General features: G+C 55.3%; 10 protein-coding genes, 1 tRNA gene and 2 rRNA genes. 10 read left to right on the forward strand and 3 right to left on the reverse strand.

Annotated features, from left to right (window positions below):
* The first annotated feature begins 137 nt into the window (after nucleotides 1-137).
* The 5 genes from GS646_RS17550 (at nucleotide 138) to GS646_RS17570 (ending at nucleotide 8,158) form a co-directional block, all read left to right on the forward strand.
* Nucleotides 138-3,003: ribosomal RNA gene (locus tag GS646_RS17550) — 23S ribosomal RNA — on the forward strand.
* A 190-nt stretch (nucleotides 3,004-3,193) separates the two neighbouring features.
* Nucleotides 3,194-3,308 (forward strand): 5S ribosomal RNA (gene rrf / locus GS646_RS17555).
* A 125-nt stretch (nucleotides 3,309-3,433) separates the two neighbouring features.
* A tRNA-Met gene (locus tag GS646_RS17560) sits at nucleotides 3,434-3,510 on the forward strand.
* 196 nt (nucleotides 3,511-3,706) lie between these two features.
* Nucleotides 3,707-6,994, forward strand: a complete 3,288-nt coding sequence (locus GS646_RS17565) for an adenylate/guanylate cyclase domain-containing protein (RefSeq protein WP_171188206.1) — start codon at nucleotides 3,707-3,709, stop codon at nucleotides 6,992-6,994.
* Entirely contained in the window at nucleotides 6,995-8,158 is a 1,164-nt protein-coding gene (locus tag GS646_RS17570) for a hypothetical protein (RefSeq protein WP_171096638.1), read from the forward strand.
* Here GS646_RS17570 and GS646_RS17575 read toward each other — a convergent pair.
* Entirely contained in the window at nucleotides 8,155-11,754 is a 3,600-nt protein-coding gene (locus GS646_RS17575) for a flavoprotein (RefSeq protein ID WP_171648540.1), read from the reverse strand. The two genes, GS646_RS17570 and GS646_RS17575, sit on opposite strands and share 4 nt — an antisense overlap.
* Nucleotides 11,755-12,083: 329 nt before the next feature.
* Nucleotides 12,084-13,661, reverse strand: coding sequence for a DUF5928 domain-containing protein (locus GS646_RS17580; protein ID WP_171648542.1), 1,578 nt, complete (start codon nucleotides 13,659-13,661; stop codon nucleotides 12,084-12,086).
* A gap of 143 nt (nucleotides 13,662-13,804) precedes the next feature.
* Here GS646_RS17580 and GS646_RS17585 point away from each other — a divergent pair, with 143 nt between their 5' ends.
* Nucleotides 13,805-14,623 carry a sulfotransferase family protein gene (locus GS646_RS17585; RefSeq protein ID WP_171096628.1) on the forward strand — a complete coding sequence of 273 codons (819 nt, stop codon included), beginning with the start codon at nucleotides 13,805-13,807 and terminating at the stop codon, nucleotides 14,621-14,623.
* A 101-nt stretch (nucleotides 14,624-14,724) separates the two neighbouring features.
* Here GS646_RS17585 and ilvD read toward each other — a convergent pair whose 3' ends face one another.
* Nucleotides 14,725-16,557 carry a dihydroxy-acid dehydratase gene (ilvD, locus tag GS646_RS17590; protein WP_171648544.1) on the reverse strand — a complete coding sequence of 611 codons (1,833 nt, stop codon included), beginning with the start codon at nucleotides 16,555-16,557 and terminating at the stop codon, nucleotides 14,725-14,727.
* A gap of 108 nt (nucleotides 16,558-16,665) precedes the next feature.
* On the opposite strand from ilvD, the gene GS646_RS17595 reads away from it, so the two are divergent.
* The 4 genes from GS646_RS17595 (at nucleotide 16,666) to GS646_RS17610 (ending at nucleotide 19,627) form a co-directional block, all read left to right on the forward strand.
* Nucleotides 16,666-17,229, forward strand: a complete 564-nt coding sequence (locus GS646_RS17595) for a helix-turn-helix domain-containing protein (protein WP_171188199.1) — start codon at nucleotides 16,666-16,668, stop codon at nucleotides 17,227-17,229.
* Nucleotides 17,226-17,495, forward strand: coding sequence for a hypothetical protein (locus GS646_RS17600; RefSeq protein ID WP_171096622.1), 270 nt, complete (start codon nucleotides 17,226-17,228; stop codon nucleotides 17,493-17,495). The genes GS646_RS17595 and GS646_RS17600 overlap by 4 nt, the downstream gene beginning before the upstream one ends.
* 93 nt (nucleotides 17,496-17,588) lie before the next feature.
* Nucleotides 17,589-18,443, forward strand: coding sequence for a 3-mercaptopyruvate sulfurtransferase (gene sseA, locus GS646_RS17605; RefSeq protein WP_171096620.1), 855 nt, complete (start codon nucleotides 17,589-17,591; stop codon nucleotides 18,441-18,443).
* Nucleotides 18,443-19,627: an amino acid aminotransferase gene (locus GS646_RS17610; protein WP_171648546.1), complete on the forward strand. Its 1,185-nt coding sequence runs from the start codon at nucleotides 18,443-18,445 to the stop codon at nucleotides 19,625-19,627. Before sseA ends, GS646_RS17610 begins: the two co-directional genes overlap by 1 nt.
* The last annotated feature ends 42 nt before the right edge of the window (nucleotides 19,628-19,669 follow it).

The raw sequence follows: 19,669 nt of genomic DNA on the forward strand, positions 1-19,669 counted from the left end.
GCCGACCGACATCGGCAGCATGGGTTCCAGGATGGAAGGCGGGAAAGTATGCTTTTGGTTCAGGAAAAGGGGTTGGTTGTTCCAGCTTCCGACCCATGGATTTGCTTTGCAAATCCAGTCTTTCTTTTTCTGGATCAAATCAAGCGCGAGAAGGGCGTTTGGTGAATGCCTTGGCAGCAAGAGGCGATGAAAGACGTGATACTCTGCGATAAGCCATGGGGAGCTGAGAATAAGCTTTGATCCATGGATTTCTGAATGGGGCAACCCACTTGAAAGCTTCATATTGTTAGTTTTGCTAATCAATATGTTGTTTAACCAAGTACTTAAGACCTGAATACATAGGGTTTTAAGAGCAAACCCGGGGAACTGAAACATCTAAGTACCCGGAGGAAAGGAAATCAATTGATACTCCCCTAGTAGCGGCGAGCGAACGGGGACCAGCCGAGCCAGATAAGTGACTAGAACATGTTGGGAAGCATGGCCATAGCGGGTGACAGCCCCGTATAGGAAGCTTTGATGGACGTATTAAGTAGGGCGGAACACGTGAAATTCTGTCTGAAGATCGGAGGACCACCTTCGAAGGCTAAGTACTCCTTGCTGACCGATAGCGAACCAGTACCGTGAGGGAAAGGTGAAAAGCACCCCGACGAGGGGAGTGAAACAGTACCTGAAACCGAACGCCTACAATCAGTCGGAGGATCCTCGAGATCTGACGGCGTACCTTTTGTATAATGGGTCATCGACTTGGTCTCACGAGCAAGCTTAAGCCGTTAGGTGTAGGCGTAGCGAAAGCGAGTCTTAATAGGGCGCATGAGTTCGTGGGATCAGACCCGAAACCGAGTGATCTAGGCATGGCCAGGTTGAAGGTAAGGTAACACTTACTGGAGGACCGAACCCACATCCGTTGAAAAGGATCGGGATGAGCTGTGCCTAGGGGTGAAAGGCCAATCAAACTCGGAGATAGCTGGTTCTCTGCGAAATCTATTTAGGTAGAGCGTCATCCGAATACCCCGGGGGGTAGAGCACTGGATGGGTAATGGGGCCCCACAGGCTTACTGATCCTAACCAAACTCCGAATACCCGGGAGTACTAGATGGCAGACACACTGCGGATGCTAACGTCCGTAGTGGAGAGGGAAACAACCCTGACCTACAGCTAAGGCCCCCAATTCATGGCTAAGTGGGAAAGCAGGTGGGACGACCAAAACAACCAGGAGGTTGGCTTAGAAGCAGCCATCCTTTAAAGATAGCGTAACAGCTCACTGGTCTAAATAAGTTGTCCTGCGGCGAAGATGTAACGGGGCTCAAGCCATGAGCCGAAGCTTAGGATGCCGTAAGGCATGGTAGCAGAGCGTAGTGTGACATAGAACTCATCCTGTATTGCCGCCGGTTATGTGGTGCGCGTAAGCGCGCTCAAGTAGCCGAATAGGCGGTAGCGCAGGATAGAGTTCTTTCGATGAAGCCGGCGCGTGAGCGATCCGGTGGAGAGATCACTAGTGAGAATGATGACATGAGTAGCGACAAAGAGTGTGAGAGACACTCTCGCCGAAAGTCCAAGGGTTCCTGCTTAAAGCTAATCTGAGCAGGGTAAGCCGGCCCCTAAGCCGAGGCCGAAAGGCGTAGGCGATGGGAACTAGGTTAATATTCCTAGGCCAGGAGGATGTGACGGATCACAGGTGTAGTTCAATCTTATCGGATTGATTGGGCTGCTGAGTGGTTCCTGGAAATAGCCCTCCATCAGACCGTACCCTAAACCGACACAGGTGGACTGGTAGAGCATACCAAGGCGCTTGAGAGAACGATGTTGAAGGAACTCGGCAAAATACCTCCGTAAGTTCGCGAGAAGGAGGCCCGGTTCCTAGGCAACTAGGGGCTGGGGGCACAAACCAGGGGGTGGCGACTGTTTATTAAAAACACAGGGCTCTGCGAAGTCGCAAGACGACGTATAGGGTCTGACGCCTGCCCGGTGCCTGAAGGTTAAAAGGAGAGGTGAGAGCCTTGAATTGAAGCCCAGGTAAACGGCGGCCGTAACTATAACGGTCCTAAGGTAGCGAAATTCCTTGTCGGGTAAGTTCCGACCTGCACGAATGGCGTAACGACTTCCCCGCTGTCTCCAACATCGACTCAGCGAAATTGAATTGCCTGTCAAGATGCAGGCTTCCCGCGGTTAGACGGAAAGACCCCGTGCACCTTTACTACAGCTTCGCACTGGCATCAGGATTGTGATGTGCAGGATAGGTGGTAGGCTTTGAAGCGGAAACGCAAGTATCCGTGGAGCCTCCCTTGAGATACCACCCTTCGCACTCTTGATGTCTAACCGCGGTCCGTTATCCGGATCCGGGACCCTGCGTGGCGGGTAGTTTGACTGGGGCGGTCGCCTCCTAAAGCGTAACGGAGGCGCGCGAAGGTTGGCTCAGAGCGGTCGGAAATCGCTCGTTGAGTGCAATGGCAGAAGCCAGCCTGACTGCAAGACTGACAAGTCGAGCAGAGTCGAAAGACGGCCATAGTGATCCGGTGGTCCCGAGTGGAAGGGCCATCGCTCAACGGATAAAAGGTACGCCGGGGATAACAGGCTGATACTGCCCAAGAGTCCATATCGACGGCAGTGTTTGGCACCTCGATGTCGGCTCATCTCATCCTGGGGCTGGAGCAGGTCCCAAGGGTACGGCTGTTCGCCGTTTAAAGAGGTACGTGAGCTGGGTTTAGAACGTCGTGAGACAGTTCGGTCCCTATCTGCCGTGGGTGTAGGAGACTTGAGAGGAGTTGCCCCTAGTACGAGAGGACCGGGGTGAACGATCCACTGGTGGACCAGTTGTCGTGCCAACGGCAGTGCTGGGTAGCTATGATCGGACAGGATAACCGCTGAAGGCATCTAAGCGGGAAGCCCCCCTCAAAACAAGGTCTCCCTGAGGGCCGTGGAAGACCACCACGTCAATAGGCCGGAGATGTAAGCGCAGTAATGCGTTCAGTTGACCGGTACTAATCGCCCGATAGGCTTGATTTGATCCAGTAACAGAAAGACAAATCAAACCAAAAGCATACACCGACCTTGGTTTGGATAACCGTGTCGCACCAAGCGGCACTGTTGGTTGATAAACACAACCGAGTGGCACCGCGCATTCGCAAGCGAATACGCTGCCTGCCACCCGTCGCTTTCTTGCTCCGCAAGAAAGTCGACATGGGCTTTTCCTCGGTTTGGTGGTCATAGCGCAAGTGAAACACCCGGTCCCATACCGAACCCGGAAGTTAAGCACTGCCGCGCCAATGGTACTTGGGCTTAAGCCCCGGGAGAGTAGGTCACCGCCAAACCTAGAAAAAGCCCAACAATCTCTCTAATACGATGAAAAGAACACTACCCGGCCTCAAGCAGCGTAAGCGATAGGCCAACAAACGGTCTCAAGTAGCCGAATAGGCGGTAGACCAACGCAAAGTGTCGCGGGATGGAGCAGCCCGGTAGCTCGTCAGGCTCATAACCTGAAGGTCGCAGGTTCAAATCCTGCTCCCGCAACCAGCGTCAGAAAATCCCAGACCAGCCCGTTCGATCTACAAACAGTCCACTGGACTGTGGACTTGGATGTCGCTGCCAAAACTACCCATCGCCAAAATTAAACACACACATATTCATAATTTAATTTGGTTTTTGCAGACTCAACCCTAACGCCCGTGCTAGACCTAAATTTGAAGTAGGGGGACTTCAGAGGGGCGACATGTCTCAGGACCTGAGCAAGTGGCTAAGCGCAATTGGATTATCTGACTACGCACAAGCCTTTCTAGACAACAAGATCGATTTTTCCATTCTGCCAGACTTGACGGCAGAAGACTTAATTGAAATCGGGGTCACTGCGGTTGGTGATCGTCGAAGGTTGTTGCGTGCCATTGAAACTCTTGATGTGGCTGAAGCAGCAACAATGCAAGACACTGCGGCGTCTATAGAACCTGCGCGACGGCAGGTCACCGTGATGTTTGTTGACCTTACAGGGTTTACAAAAATGTCCAGTGACTTGGATGCCGAAGATTTGCACGCTTTGCTCAACCAGTTCTTTGGCAAAGTGGACAATGTTGTTGAGAAATATGGGGGGCGCATAGACAAGCATATTGGCGATGCGGTCATGGCTGTTTTTGGCGCGCCGATATCACATACAAATGACACAGAACGGGCAGCCAGAGCGGCGGCCGAGATACATGCAGTATTGCCAACACTGACACCACCACTGTCCTGTCATATCGGTATTGCTTCGGGGCAGGTCATTGCCAGCACAACCGGCAGCCAGGCGCACACAGAATACACTGTTACCGGCGATGGGGTCAATTTAGCCTCGCGTTTGACCGACATCTCAAAAGGTGAAGAAACGCTTGTTTCTCACGACATCCAACGCGCCTTGGGTCCGCTGTTTGTAGGCGAGTCTATCGGTGTGCAGGATATCAAAGGATTGAATGAACCCGTCGAAGTCTGGCGTCTGGACCGTTTGGCCCGGAACATTCGGACAAGACGGCATAAGTTCATCGGGCGCGATCGTGAGATGTCGTTATTTTCGGCAACGTTTGACCGCTGCAAACGGCACGGCGAAGGCGAAGTCCACGTGGTTCTGGGCGAACCGGGTATCGGCAAGACGCATTTGTCCGAGCAGGTGGCCGAGCTGGCCAAAAGCCTGTGCTATTCGATCCACAATGGCGTTGTTATGGACTTTGGTGCGCGTGAAGGGCACTCGGCCATTCAGTCCGTGGCCCGCAGTGTTCTGGGACTTGATCCGTCGGATGGGGCAAAAACTGGCGCCGCCGTGGCCAAGGAAGCGGTCGCCAAAGGCTGGGTCAGCCCATCTAATGCAGCGCATCTCAACGCTTTACTTGAGCTTGAGCAAGATCCGGGTTTGGCCGAGGTTTATGCCGTCATGGACAACAAGACACGGTTGCGTGGGCGCAGGCAGGTCATTGATGAGTTGTTGATGGCCCGCAGTCAAGACGCACCCTTGCTGATCCAGATCGAAGATATCCATTGGGCGTCACCCGACATTCTCGCAGCCTGCGCACATATCGCAGCAGTAACGCGGCAAATCCCTTGTGTCTTGATGATGACCAGTCGGGTTGAAGGGGACCCGATCGATCGAGACTGGCAAATGGCCACAGAGGGCGCGCTTGTCTCTAAACTAGAGTTAGCCCCAATGGGGGAGGACCAGGCGCGGCAGCTGGTCGAAGAATTTACTGCCATCGATCCCGAGCTTTTGGACACTTGCGTCAAACGCGCCGGTGGCAACCCTCTGTTCCTGGAACAGTTGCTGCGCAACATTGATGTGCTCAAGCAGGAAACGGTTCCCGGAAGCATCCAAGGCATCGTGCAGTCACGTTTGGATGCACTTGATCGCACAAGCCGCAGCGCCATTCAGGCGGCGTCAGTGCTGGGGCAGAGATTCTCACCCGAGGTTCTGAATTACATTCTCGGCGAAGGGCATCTGGATACCACAAATCTGATCCGCTCGGCCCTGATACGAGAGGCAGGTGCAGACCTTATGTTTGCGCACGCGCTGATCCGGGACGGATCTTATGCCACGTTGGTTAAATCCGAACGCGCGCGCTTGCATCGACAGGCGGCCAAATGGTTCGAAGATCGTGATGCGACCCTGCGCGCACAGCATCTGGACCGGGCGGGTGCCAACAACGCGGCGCAAGCCTATCTGGACGCAGCCGACAAGCTGATTCACGCGTTCCGGTTCGACGACGCCAGCCCGTTGATCGAACGCGCTTTGGAACTGCCGTCACCCGCAGGCGTCCGGTTTGACCTGCTGTGTGCACGGGGTGAGACGCACCGTCTGCAGGGCCTGTCTAACGAAGCTTTGCAGGAGTTCCGGGACGCGGCGGGTCTTGCGGAGACGGATGAGCAAATTAGCCGGGCGCATATTGGCCTTGCACAGGCAGCGCGACAGGCCAGCCTGTATCAGGACGCGCTTGAGGCGCTGGACACAGCTGAAGCTGCGGCTGAGCGTGCTGGCTCCGAACGGGACGTGGCCCAGATCAACTATGTGCGCGGCAATGTGTATTTCCCCTTGGGTCGCGACAAGGAAGCACTGAGTGCGAATGAGCGGGCTCTCACGCTGGCCCGCAAACTGGATTCCGTTCGCCTTGAAGTGGGGGCGCTCAGCGGATTTGGTGATGCCAACTTCATGAAAGCCACCATGAAAACGGCGACTGGCTTTTACACGCAAGCTGTTGACCGTGCGCGTGAAAAGGGGCTGGTTCGGGATTTGGCGGCCAATCTGCACAACCTGAGCGTCGCGCGCAGCTACACGGGGGATGTCGGGCAGGGGCGCGCAGACGCAAACGAAGCCATCGAAGTTTCGCAGAAGTATTTTGCTTTTGTGCCCGAATGTGTGGCTCAGACCTGCCTGGGTGTGGCCGAAACGTTTTTGGGCGATCTTGATCGAGCGCTAGAAGCATTCCGGGTTTCGGCCGAAATTGCTGAGCGTGTCGGGGCAAAACGGCTTGAGGCACAAGCGCTGGAGCATCTGGCCCGCACGCAGGTTTATGCTAGGCAAATGGATCAGGCTTTGGAAACAGGCCGACGGGCGGTTGAGATTGCACTGGAACATGGGCGGAATTTTGTAGGGCCCAAAGCACTTTCGGCGTTGGCGATGGCCGAAACCGACCCGGATGAACAAATGCGCCTGTTGAATTTGGGGGCTGAGATTATCGCAGAAGGGTGTGTCGGCCATAGTCATCTGCATTTTTACCCCGATGCCAGCGCAGTCATGCTGGCGCGAGGTGATTGGCAAGCGGCGAATGACTATGCGGATGGGCTGGCGGCCTTTACGGCAGGGGAACCTTTGCCAATGGTCGATTTGTCCATCCGCCAGACGCGTTTTTTGGCGGAATGCGGGCAAATTGGCATCCTGCCACGCGAACATCAGAGTTTTGCCAATCTGCAAGCCGAGTTTGCCGAGATGGGAATTACTCAATCCCTGCTGGGGCCCGCTGATTTTCTGACGGAACAGGCAGGAGGCTGAATGAGCGTCGAGAAGAAGGTTTGGCTTATCTCTGGCCTGCTGACCCTTGGGCTGGCGGGTCTTTTGTTGAAACTCTGGATCGAGTTGAACCATTTCGAAGGCGATCCGACGCAGTTGCCAGATCAGGCCGCAGTAGACTCATATCTGGGTAAGCTGGATGTAGAGCCTGACTACTATGTGCGGACAGGGATTTTCATAAAGTCATTCAGTTTTCTGGGGGCCAGCGATGTTCAGGTCACGGGTTATATCTGGCAGCACTATGAGACGGGCGTGCATGACCAGATCCTCCCGAATGAGGATGAGGTCGGGTTTCTTCTGCCCGAAGCAGTAGATAGTGCAAACGGTCTGATCGCCGAGGCGTACCGACTGCCGCAACCCGACGGCGTATTGGTGGGTTGGTATTTCGAACAAACCCTGCGCCAGAGCTTTGATTACACAAGTTACCCTTTTGATCACAAAACGGTCTGGGTGCGGTTCTGGCCGTCCTCGTTTGAGGATGCCGTCGCGTTGGTTCCCGATTTCGAGGCCTATCCGGCAACCGGGCCGGACGACATTTTTGGGATCGACAACCAAATCGTGATGGGTACGTGGGAGCGGGAAAACACCTATTTCGACTATAAACTGTCAAATCTGGATACAACGCTGGGCATCGGCCAGAACGCCTATCAAACCAACGCGCCCGAGTTGCACTATAATTTCGTCATCAAACGCAATTTTGGCAATGCGTTTATCGTTCATATGGTCCCCTTGATCGTTGTGATGATGTTGCTGTTCGGTGCGGTCATGACCGTCACCCGCCGCGAGGGTTTGGCCGAGAGGCATGATTTCAGCACGTCCAGCGTGATCGGCACCTGTTCGGTTTTGTTCTTCGTGATCCTGCTGGCGCATGTGCAGCTGCGCGAAGGCTTTGCCGGCTCGCCCGTGATCTACATGGAGTCGTTCTTTTTCCTGATGTATTTCATGTTGCTGGCGGTATCGGTCAACACGTACCTATTCGCCTCCGAGGCGGTGCCGTCGCTGCGGATCATCCACTATCGGGACAATCTTATTCCCAAGGCCAGTTTCTGGCCGTTTGTGCTGCTGTGCATGGTGGCGATCACGGCTTACAACCTCAGCCTGAAGGAAAGCCCTGAGCCGCCGCCAATCAGCACGCAAGACGGTTAAGCTACAGGTTCAAACCCCGGTTTTGGCTCGCCCTGCGCCATGTCCAGCGTGTAATCACTGACCATCTCTGACGTGCCGTCGCGCAAGTTCTTCAGGTATTTCTCTGGCTCCGCGATCACATAGGCGTATGCGGGCTTCATCACACCGTTCACGACCACATTGATCTTCTTGCGGACATACACGTTTTCGGTCGAATTTGGACCGTGATACCCTTCCAGCTTATCCAGCTCGTGCAAGCCGGATTCCGTCACGCGATAGACCTCACCACTGACCTGTTTGCCCATACCTTGTTGATCCACAAGCGTGGCCATACGGTGCAGGTATCCGCAGTTCGGATTGTCACAGAATGGCTCTTTCGGGACGATCAGCGGCATGGGTTGCCGAGTGCGGGCCGGACCCACGAAGTCGTTTAGAACTTTGCTGTGCGCTTCGTGGTTCGGGAATCCCTGTTTCAGCGAACCATATGTGAAATACAGATATGTCGGCTCTTGCACCGCCACAAAGCTTTCATCGCGGCCTTCTTCCGGGTCAGCAACCTTCACGTTGTGATCGCGCGCCCAGTTGTCCAGCATGGTTCGGATTTCGGGCTCGATCGTCATGCCCTGCACAAAATCGATGCACGAGGTCGCGTCCATGTTTTCAGCCCCCAGCAGGATTTCAACCATCCTGGGCGCTTTGTTCATTACCGCCACATGCAGTGCAGTGAACCCGTGATCGTTGACGATGTTGACGTCGATATCGCGTTTGATCAGGTCCTGGGCAGCTTCATAGTCCGGTTTGCCCAGATCATGGCCGCTTTCGTTCAGTTCACCTTCGCCACCGGCTGCGTAATGCAACAAGGAATCGCCATGCGCTTCGTCTACGATATTGACCCCGACGATGCCTTCGTCGATGGCGCGGAACACGCGTCTCCATTCGTTGATGTCATCCGCGGCGGCGGCCTCGCGCGCCCATTTGCAGACACGGTATTTCTGGTCGTCCAACTCCTCGAAGGCGTCTGCCAAAGCCTCCATGATCTGGTCAGGCGTGGCCATCATGCCGATACCCATCCGACCATTTGACAAGCGCCCTTCGCGCGGACCGATGAAGTCGACACCCAGCGTCTTCAGCTTGTCGACGTTGTTCTGCGTGGTGATGTTGTTCCACATATTCGTGTTGCAAGCCGGGCAAAGGATCACCGGTTTCTTCTGGTATTGCCATGCCACAAAGACCGAGGTCAGAAGATTGTCAGCAATACCGTTGGCCACCTTTCCCATCGTGTTGCAGGTGATAGGGGCCACAATGACGCAATCGGCCCAGTCGCACAGCGCCAGATGCGAGGCCCGCACTGGCATGTCAAACTTCATATAGCGGAAATTCCACTCATCATCGTCGCGGTAATAATCGTGATGGGTGATCTTGGCGTCGATCCTCTCGGCCCCGAAATCGCGAAAGAACTTTTCGGCCGAGACCGAGGGGATCAGTTTCACGTTGTGCCCGGCATCGACGATGCGTTCGACAAGTTCAGGGATTTTATCTGCCGCAGACGAGCCGCAGGCGCACAACAATACGTTGCGCTTGCCCACGTTGACCTGATTCATCACCCCTTTGGGATAGCCGAAAGGATTCTTCTCAAGGCTTGGTGTTTCATTCAGGTCGGAAACTGGCAGTCCTTCTTTGCGCATCCTGGCCTGCAATTCGCCGGCCCGGATCATGTCCACTATGTCTTCCAGCTCTTCGCTTTTGCTGATGCACTCTCCTTGGAAAAACAAATACGGCACGTCTGGTCGCTCACCAAGCGTTACCAGTTGTCGCCGCATCCGGATCATATTGGGATCGCGTCCGCCTACGTCGATTTGCTTGACAGTAGTCGCGCCGATATTCGACAGAATGCTGCGCAGCATATAGGACCAGGGGTCTTCATCTTCATAAAACAGAACCATCGTGTTGTGCTTGAGGATACTGACAACATCGCTTGGGTCCTCGGGCGGGTCGATTTCTTCGATCATCACCAATGCGGGGTCTTCCAGATCGCGTAGGCCACGAAAAATATTGCCGCGTGGAGCTTGCCAGACCTGAGAGGTCGCGGGGCTCATGTCTACAATGGTGACAACATCGGTGTTTTCGTCATAGGCAATGCAAAGACACCAGAACTCTTCCAGCAGGGCAGTTTCCCGATAGACGTTTTCCGGCGAACGGATCGCTTCGATACCGGTGACGCGATTGAAATCGATGTTGATCATCAGGTGACGATCTTTGTTGGTATTCAGGCTTTTCAACTGTTCCTTGAACCAATCCTGCGGGGTTTGGATCGATGTGTCCTTGCGGGTAGCAAAGCTTTGGAACGTACTGCCAAGATGCACGTTTTCAGACTGGCTGAGGTATTTTTCCGCCATTTCGTGCATGTCTTTTGCAGTGGCGACCCGGCTGACGGCCTCGGTGAACGAGGCCTCGGTCGCCCGCAGCAACTCATCCTCGTCCACGCGGTTGTCGCCGTGAATGGCCAGGCTTTCCGCCAGCACACCCAGCGAGTTCATGTTGGGCGTCGCCCGGCGGAACAGGTTGCGGCGCTTTTTGGGATCTTTCGCCAGATAGCGCGTGCTGTCGACGTAGTTGCATCGTTGTTTGAACGTTTTCAGGTGGGTTTTGACCGCAGCGCGTGCCGAGAAGCGCAGAATGCCCCGAGACCGCATCGAGGTTCCATCGCGGTCCGACATGGCCTTCCACAGCCGTTCGATCGTTGTGACCCAAAGCTTGCCGTATTTTTCAGGATGCACGTCCATCATATGCACCAGACCGGTGCTTGGGTTGCATTTGGCGATGACGGCGAAATGGCCACCTGGCATATTTTCTTTGCCATGGGCGACACCGACCTGAAAATTCGCCACTAGAATATCGTTTTCTCCGCCCAGCCGATTGGATTCGTCGATTGCCTCAAGCAGCAGGGGAACGTTGGTTGTGTCTTCATCCATGAAATAGGCCTGAACCTGAACCCGGTCCCGAAGCCCTTGCGAGTGGATGTAGGTGCAGGCGACGTCAAACAGTTCCCCCAGCGAGATACCGTCATTCACCACAAAGGATGACGGCAGTGCGCATTCGCGGAAAATGTCATTCACCTCGCAACTGAACCCAAGCGCAGACATGCTGAGCGCTGCGGCTGTCACGCTGCAACAGTTGATTGGTTGCTGAAAATTCTGCAACTGGACGCTCACCAAATCCCCGAACATGGTGGCAAAACAGGGTTTGCGTACCTCTTCCGGTATCTTCCGCCAGTTATCGCTCGACAAATAGGCCAAACATGTGCCGTCCAATGCAAGTGCTTCAAGGCTGACAGGTATGTCCGAGATCTGAAGGTGTTCTTCGTAGAAATAATCGCCCACATCTGCGCTGGCCAGCGGTTGCCCATTTTGACGCAACTGAACGACACCGCGCAGCACAACATACATGCCCTTAGCGGGCAGGACCGTGTTTCCGGTCACTTCGATACACTCAAAATGTGGATTGATGACAGCAGGGTTCGCGACTTCGGCCTCACCCGGCAGGACTTTGTAAATCAGGGTCCAGTCTGCGTCGCTTGGAATATATGATCTGGCATTGGCAATTTGATCTGTGGTCACAACTATGTCCCCCCCGGAGTTGCGTTTCAAATTTCAATTTTGGACCAGCAGAATGTCTGTGTGTTTCCCGGACAGGCATTGGTCTTTATGCACCAAAGATCGTCCTGTTCTGCGTCTTTTCACTGGTCGAGACTGATCTGTTGATGAAAAAAGTATAAACAAATCGGCCTAATTGGCCGCACAGTATCCGATTTTTAGACAAAAATCACGAATACAGTGAACTTGACGGATGGGTTGCGGGTCCATGGGGCGAAAGCAGGTTGAAGCGGCGCTTGCCGCGCGCCATCCTGAGGGCCAGTTGTCATTCGGATTCCAGGCCGGAGTTTCGCTTAATCGAGGAACAGATAGTCTAGTCGCATTACGGCGCTGGCCTTTTCCTGACTCACACCAAGAAACCCGGCGATGACAGCCTCGTTTTCGCTGCGCGAGGCCGTTTCACGCAGGCGCAGATAATTCTCAAGCCCGGCCGCCCGGATTTGTTGTGATTCATAGTTCAGATCATTGCGCAGCGTTGGCACCAGTTGTGCCACGTTTTCTGCAGGGCTGTTTTCTCCGGCCAGCCCGACCCGGCGCGCATGGCCGATCAGATAGTCGTCCGAATACTCGCATTCGATCTCGAGCACATGGGTTTTGGCCTGATCGCCGCAGAAATCCTCAAGCACGTCAAGATTGGCGGGGTCGAGGCACAGAACAAGTTGATCCGACCCGAAACTGTCAAACAACATTCTCACCACGGCCCGTCTGTGGCGCGAGCGTTTTGCAAGGCTCGTTTCTATCCCGCCCAGATCGGGCATCTGTGTCTCTTCTTCGTTGAACAGGTACTCGACACAGGGGATATCGGTTTCGGATGCGATCTGATCAACCAGTCGCTTGGCGACGTGCCATTTCTTGCAGACGATGACGAAAAGCTCGCGCTCGGGGCCCAACGCGCGACCGGCTTCCCAGAAACGTTGTCCAAATCGGCGGCCAATGCGCCCGCGTCCGGTCAGAAACGCAAACAGGTTGCGCCCTTCGTTCGAGACCGGAAACTCAATCCCTTCACTAGCATAAAGCGACCCCAGGCGATCTTTTAGCTCGTGTGCTTCGGGGCTGATCTTTCGGGCAAACAGATAGTCCTGACCCAAAAGCATGTCATAGTGATCGTTGTAGAAAGTGACCGGCATTCCGTAGTCTGAAAACATCAGGAAGGTTGGTGTGCGGTTTTCGATCTCACCCTTCGGTATCAGATGGCGGACCAATGTCTGAAAGAAGGTCTCGTCCGGGATCCAGGTGGTTGAGAAAAACCGGATCACGTCTCGTCGCTGGCGCAAAAAGTCCAGGATCTTCTCAACGGTGCGGCGGCGCAGGCACCACCATTGGCTGCCGATCATAATCTGCAGGTCTTCGGGAATACCCCGGGTCAGACCAAAACGTTTCTGCATCTCGTAGGCGGAGTAAAACAGTTTGGGCTGCGTGCGTTCATTGAAATGATGGCGATAGATCAGACGGTCTTCTTTCATGCCGGTCTTGATCCAGTTGCTTTCAAAGAAATCGTGGCTTTCGATGAAATCCTTGTCGCGATCATCCAGAAAACGGTGGGTATATTCGGCAGTTTTGATGGCCATGCAATCGCCAGACAGCATGTAGAAATGCGTGGCGCGGGGGAACGCCTCGACCGCGGCCTTCAAGGCGTTCAGTGTGGCGTGCACCAGTGACCACTCTCCCCACCCGCATTTGATGCGCTTTGCAGCGAAAGTCACATTGGGGTTTTCGCGCAGCGCGCTACGGATCTGGTCATACGCAGCAGCACTTGCACGTGCATCAAAGTGGATCGCCATGCAATCGCCCGCAGCGGTCAGCTGTTCGGCCTGCGCGATGATGGCCTCGGGGTCCTTGTGGCACAGCAATATGTAGGCAATCTTTGCCATTGAGATCAGGTAATTTCCGTTTCTGCCCGGTTTCAACCGTGATACTGAGGATGCGCGATTGAATAAACAGAATAATTTTGGTTCTTTATTACCAAACGCTGGCGTATCGGATCGAGACCTGACCAGCGAAGGAGGCACAGCAGATGGGGTTTCCCGGTACCTGGATGACCGAGAGTGAAAGCATGGTGTACCGTGTGGTGCCCAAATGTGCGTGCTCGACCATTGGCCAGATCATGTATTATTCGGATCACGGTCAGTTTTTTGATGGCGACATCCATGATGCCAAGGACGGTATGCACAAATGGGCTTTTGACCAGAGTCAGGGCCTGATCACCAATAACGTGCGCAGCCACGCCTCATATTCATTTACCTGCGTGCGCAACCCCTATACCCGCATCCTAAGTTCGTTCTTTGACAAGATCTGCGGCATCCAGCGCAACGGCAAGCGATACCGGGGCAATCTGGTGCCGACGCTGATCTACAACTACGGGATCGAAGTTGGCGGAGATGACGGCAAGGGCGAATTCGATCAAATCGCCAGCTTCCGCCGGTTCCTGCTGTTTGCGCGCGACACGATCCGCTGGCGGCGTCCGATGGACCCGGACATTCACTGGTCAGCCATGTCGGGTCATGTGTCGACCTTCATCGTGAATGGCGGGCGTTACGATCGGATTTTCTGGACCGAAGCGTTCAACGACGGGATGCAGGGTGTTCTGGATCATGTCGAATTGAAGCACCCCGTTGCATTGGCCGAGATTCCGCGATTCAACGAATCCGAAGGCCACGGCCCCAAACGTGCCCATCCGGTCGAGGATTACTTTGACGATCTGTCGATGCATCTGGTCTACGAAATCTACAAACAGGATTTTGAGCTGTTCAAATACGATTTCGAAAACCCGGCCAACAAGATGCCGATCGGCGAAATCGATCTGGATGAAATTCACGCCAAACTGGGTGATTGAGGGCGGGGCGCTCCCTCTTACAGTTTCTGGCGAAATTTTTCCAAAGGATAGACTTGGAAGGGTCGGTTAACGGCCAGCCGAAAAGACTGGCCGTTACAAGATCAAAGCTGGCGCACGGCCCCTTTTGCCGCGCTGGTGGTCAGCTTGGCATAGGCTTTCAGTGCGGTAGAGACCTTGCGTTTGCGCGGCGCGGCAGGTTCCCAGCCTTTGGCGTCTTGCTCCTGGCGGCGCTCAGCCAGTTCTTCATCAGACACGGCCAGATGGATCGAGCGGTTGGGGATGTCGATCTCAATTGTATCGCCGTTCTTGACCAGTCCGATTTCACCACCTTCGGCCGCCTCGGGTGAGACGTGGCCAATTGAAAGGCCCGAAGTACCGCCCGAGAAACGTCCATCAGTGAGAAGGGCGCAGGCTTTGCCCAGACCTTTGGATTTCAGATACGAGGTTGGGTAGAGCATTTCTTGCATCCCCGGACCGCCACGCGGTCCTTCGTAACGGATGACAACCACGTCGCCCTCTTTCACCTTGCCGGTCAGGATATCACTGACGGCCTGATCTTGGCTTTCGCAGACATAGGCAGAGCCGGTGAACTTCAGGATGTTTTCATCAACGCCAGCCGTTTTCACGATACAGCCGTCGCGGGCGATGTTTCCGAACAGAACCGCAAGGCCACCATCCTGGCTGAAAGCGTGTTCCTTCGACCGGATCACGCCGCCTTCGCGGTCAGTATCCAGTTCTTTGTACCGGTTCGACTGGCTGAATGCCTGCGTTGTGCGCACACCGCCGGGGGCAGCTTTGAACAGCTCTTGCGCCTTGGGGTTGTTGGCGATCTTGATGTCCCAGTTGGCAATCGCCTCGCCCATCGTGGCGGAGTGCACGGTGCTGCAGTCTTCGTGCAGCAGACCCGCGCGGCTGAGTTCGCCAAGGATCGAGAAGATGCCGCCTGCGCGGTGGACGTCTTCCATATGAACGTTCTCGGTATTCGGCGCGACCTTGCACAGGCACGGTACGCGACGGCTAAGGCGGTCCATGTGGGTCATGGTGAAATCCACCTCGCCCTCATGTGCGATGGCCAGAAGGTGCAGCACCGTGTTGGTCGACCCACCCATGGCAATGTCGAGGCTCATGGCGTTCTCAAACGCGTCAAAGGTTGCGATTTCACGCGGCAAGAAGCCTTTTTCGTCCAGATCATAGTGCCGTTTGGTTATCTCAACGATACGGCGACCCGCTTCCAGGAACAGCTCTTTGCGGTCGGCATGTGTTGCCAGTGTCGAACCGTTGCCCGGTAAGGCCAGGCCCAGCGCTTCGGCCAGACAGTTCATCGAGTTGGCAGTGAACATCCCCGAGCACGACCCACAGGTCGGGCAGGCGTTTTCTTCGATGTGCTGAACCTGCTCGTCGGTGAATTTGTCATCCGCGGCGGCGACCATTGCGTCCACAAGATCGATTTTCTTGGCATCCAGATCGGCGATGTCGATCTTGCCCGCCTCCATTGGACCGCCAGACACAAAGATCGCCGGAATGTTCAGTCGCATGGCGGCCATCAACATCCCCGGAGTGATCTTGTCACAGTTCGAAATGCAGACCATCGCGTCAGCACAATGCGCGTTGACCATGTATTCCACTGAATCCGCGATCACCTCACGCGAGGGCAGCGAGTACAGCATTCCATCGTGGCCCATGGCGATGCCGTCATCCACCGCGATGGTGTTGAATTCTTTTGCAACACCACCTGCGGCTTCGACCTCGCGCGCCACCATCTGTCCCAGATCTTTCAGGTGCACGTGGCCGGGCACAAACTGTGTGAACGAGTTGACGATTGCGATGATCGGCTTGCCGAAGTCATCATCGCCCATGCCTGTGGCACGCCACAATCCGCGGGCACCGGCCATGTTGCGGCCATGGGTAGAGGTTCTGGATCGGTACAATGGCATGATGCTGTTTTCCCTATTTCCTCGGGTTGCATGTCTTTGGGTTCGTACGTTATAGCGCACGTAGCACATGTGCGTTATAACGTACAAGAGGATTCGCGGGGCGCAGAAATGGATGCTGATGACATTACCCTAAGGCTGCGAGATGTGCGGTCGGCATCAGGTCTGAGCCTGTCAAAAGCGGCTGAGCTGACCGGCGTCAGCAAAGCCATGCTGGGTCAGATCGAGCGTGGCGAATCCAGCCCGACAATCGCCACGCTGTGGAAGATCGCCAAAGGCTTTCAGGTGCCGCTGAGTGCGTTGATCGATACGGCCAAGGGCGATCCGTCGGTTTTTCAGACCGTCACCTTTCCCGGCAGTATCGAAGTCAAGATCGTCTTCCCTTTCGATCCTGCGCTGAGGGCCGAGACGTTTCACGTCAGTCTGACCCCGAACCAAAGTCACGAGTCACCGGCGCACGCAACGGGCGTGACGGAAGAAGTTTTTGTTCTTGATGGGTCCCTCGACATATTGCGCGACGGAAATTGGGTACCCTTGCAAGCAGGGCAGGGCTTGCGATTTGCCGCTGATCTGCCGCATGGCTATCGCGCGGGTCCGCAGGGGGCAATTTTTCTAAACATGCACCATTACGCCCAACACACCGAGTATTCACAGACGACCAAGACAGAGTCATGACCGCATTTTTCGACAGCCTCACCATCGTTGACGCCATCGGCTCGTTCGGAGCCCTTATTGTGGTTGCAGCCTATTTCGCGACGCAAATGCGGATGATGAACTCTGACGATCTGGCCTTTCCGGTCGTCAACCTGCTGGGGTCGGTGCTGATCGTCTATTCCCTGCTTGAGAATTTCAATCTGGCCTCGATGCTGATCGAAGGGTTTTGGATATTGATCAGTATCATCGGCATCATTCAGCACTTCCGTTTGCGCCGGGCGCGATAAATCAAGCGGGTATCAGGCGCTAGCGCTATCCAGACTTGAACCTAAAAGACGCGGGGTATAGGGAAAATCCAAGCTCGCTTAGGGGAGGCTTTGATGCAGGACGATCCAAAAACCCTCGTTTCGACCGAATGGTTGGCCGCGCATATGAAAGACCCGGATCTGCGGATTCTGGATGGGTCTTGGTATCTGCCTGCGCAGAACCGCGATGCCAAAGCCGAATACGATGCCGGCCACATCCCCGGAGCGCGGTTCTTCGATATTGACGAAATCTCGGATCACCGATCAGAGCTGCCGCATATGGCTCCTCCGGTCGAGAAATTCATGTCGCGCCTGCGGGCGATGGGCGTGGGCGATGGTCATCAGGTTGTCGTCTATGACGGCGCTGGGCTGATGTCAGCAGCACGTGTCTGGTGGTTGTTCCGTCTGATGGGTCAGGACAACATCGCGGTTCTGGATGGTGGATTGCCCAAGTGGCAAGCCGAAGGTCGCGAGATCGAGGATCTGCCGCCGGTCATCCGTGATCGTCACATGACGGTGCGCGTTCAAAACCAGCTTGTCCGGGACGTCACGCAGGTTTCCGCTGCAGCCAAGCTGGCCGATCATGAGATCATCGATGCCCGCTCTGCCGGTCGGTTTACAGGCGCGGAAGCCGAGCCGCGCGAAGGATTGCGTTCGGGCCATATCCCCGGGTCCCGCAATGTCCCGTTCGGCCAGTTGCTCAATACAGATGGCACAATGAAATCGCCCGAAGACTGCCGTGCCATTTTCGAGGCCGCGGGCGTCGACCTGTCCAAACCTGCGATTACCTCGTGCGGATCGGGCGTCACGGCTGCGATTCTGAGCCTTGCGCTTGAACGTATGGGCAAGAAAGACCACTCGCTTTATGACGGCTCCTGGGCTGAATGGGGTGCCTTCCCAACCCTGCCCGTCGCAACCGGAGAGAACTGATGTTCGAGAACCTCAAGCCGCAGCCTGCCGACAAGATTCTGGCCTTGATGCAGATGTACCGCGAAGACCCGCGCGATCAGAAGATTGATCTGGGTGTTGGCGTCTACAAGAATGCCGAGGGCGTGACCCCGGTGATGCGCGCGGTGAAAGCTGCTGAGCAGCGCATTTTGGAAGAACAGGAAACCAAAGCCTATACCGGCCTTGCAGGGGATCCGGCCTATGCCGATGTGATGATCGGGCTGATTCTGGGCACCTCGGTTCCGCGTGCCAACATTGCCGCTGTGGCGACACCCGGCGGCACGGGTGCCTGCCGTCAGGCGTTCGAGATGATCCGTATGGCGAACCCTTCGGCGCGTGTGTTTGTGTCGAACCCGACCTGGCCGAACCACCTGTCGATCCTGAACTATCTGGGGATGGAGACTGTTCAATACCGGTATTTCGATGGCGAAACCCGTGGCGTTGATTTCGACGGGATGATGGCCGACCTGAAAACCGCCAAAGCGGGTGACGTGGTTCTGTTGCATGGCTGCTGTCACAACCCGACCGGTGCCAACCTGAACATGGTGCAATGGCAAGATGTTGTGAACCTGATCAACGAGCTTGGCCTCGTTGCGATGATCGACATTGCTTACCAAGGCTTTGGTGACGGGCTGGAAGGAGACGCACAAGCGGCGCGTCTGGTTGCGTCTTCGATCAAACAATGCCTGATTGCTGCGTCTTGCTCGAAGAACTTCGGTGTCTACCGTGAACGCACTGGTTTGCTGATGGCCATCAGTGCCGATGCAGGTCAAACCGCCCTGAATCAGGGGACGCTGGCGTTTCTGAACCGTCAGAACTATTCCTTCCCGCCGGATCATGGCGCACGGGTGGTGACGACGATCCTGATGGATGACGCGTTGCGGGCTGACTGGGCCACCGAGCTGGAAGAGATCCGTTTGTCCATGCTGGGTCTGCGCCAGCAATTGGCAGACGAGCTGCAACGCCTGAGCGGATCCGACCGTTTCGGTTTCATCGCCCAGCACCGGGGCATGTTCTCACGCTTGGGAGCTGCACCGGAATTGGTCGAAAAACTGCGCGCTGATCACGGTATCTACATGGTAGGCGACAGCCGCCTGAACATCGCTGGCCTAAACGCGACTACGGTGCCGATTCTGGCGAAGGCGATTATCGACGTCGGCGTTTGATCTCAATAACATTCTAAAAAAAGAAAACCCGGGCGCGAACGC

The organism is Ruegeria sp. HKCCD4315, assembly GCF_013112245.1.
Lineage (GTDB): Bacteria > Pseudomonadota > Alphaproteobacteria > Rhodobacterales > Rhodobacteraceae > Ruegeria.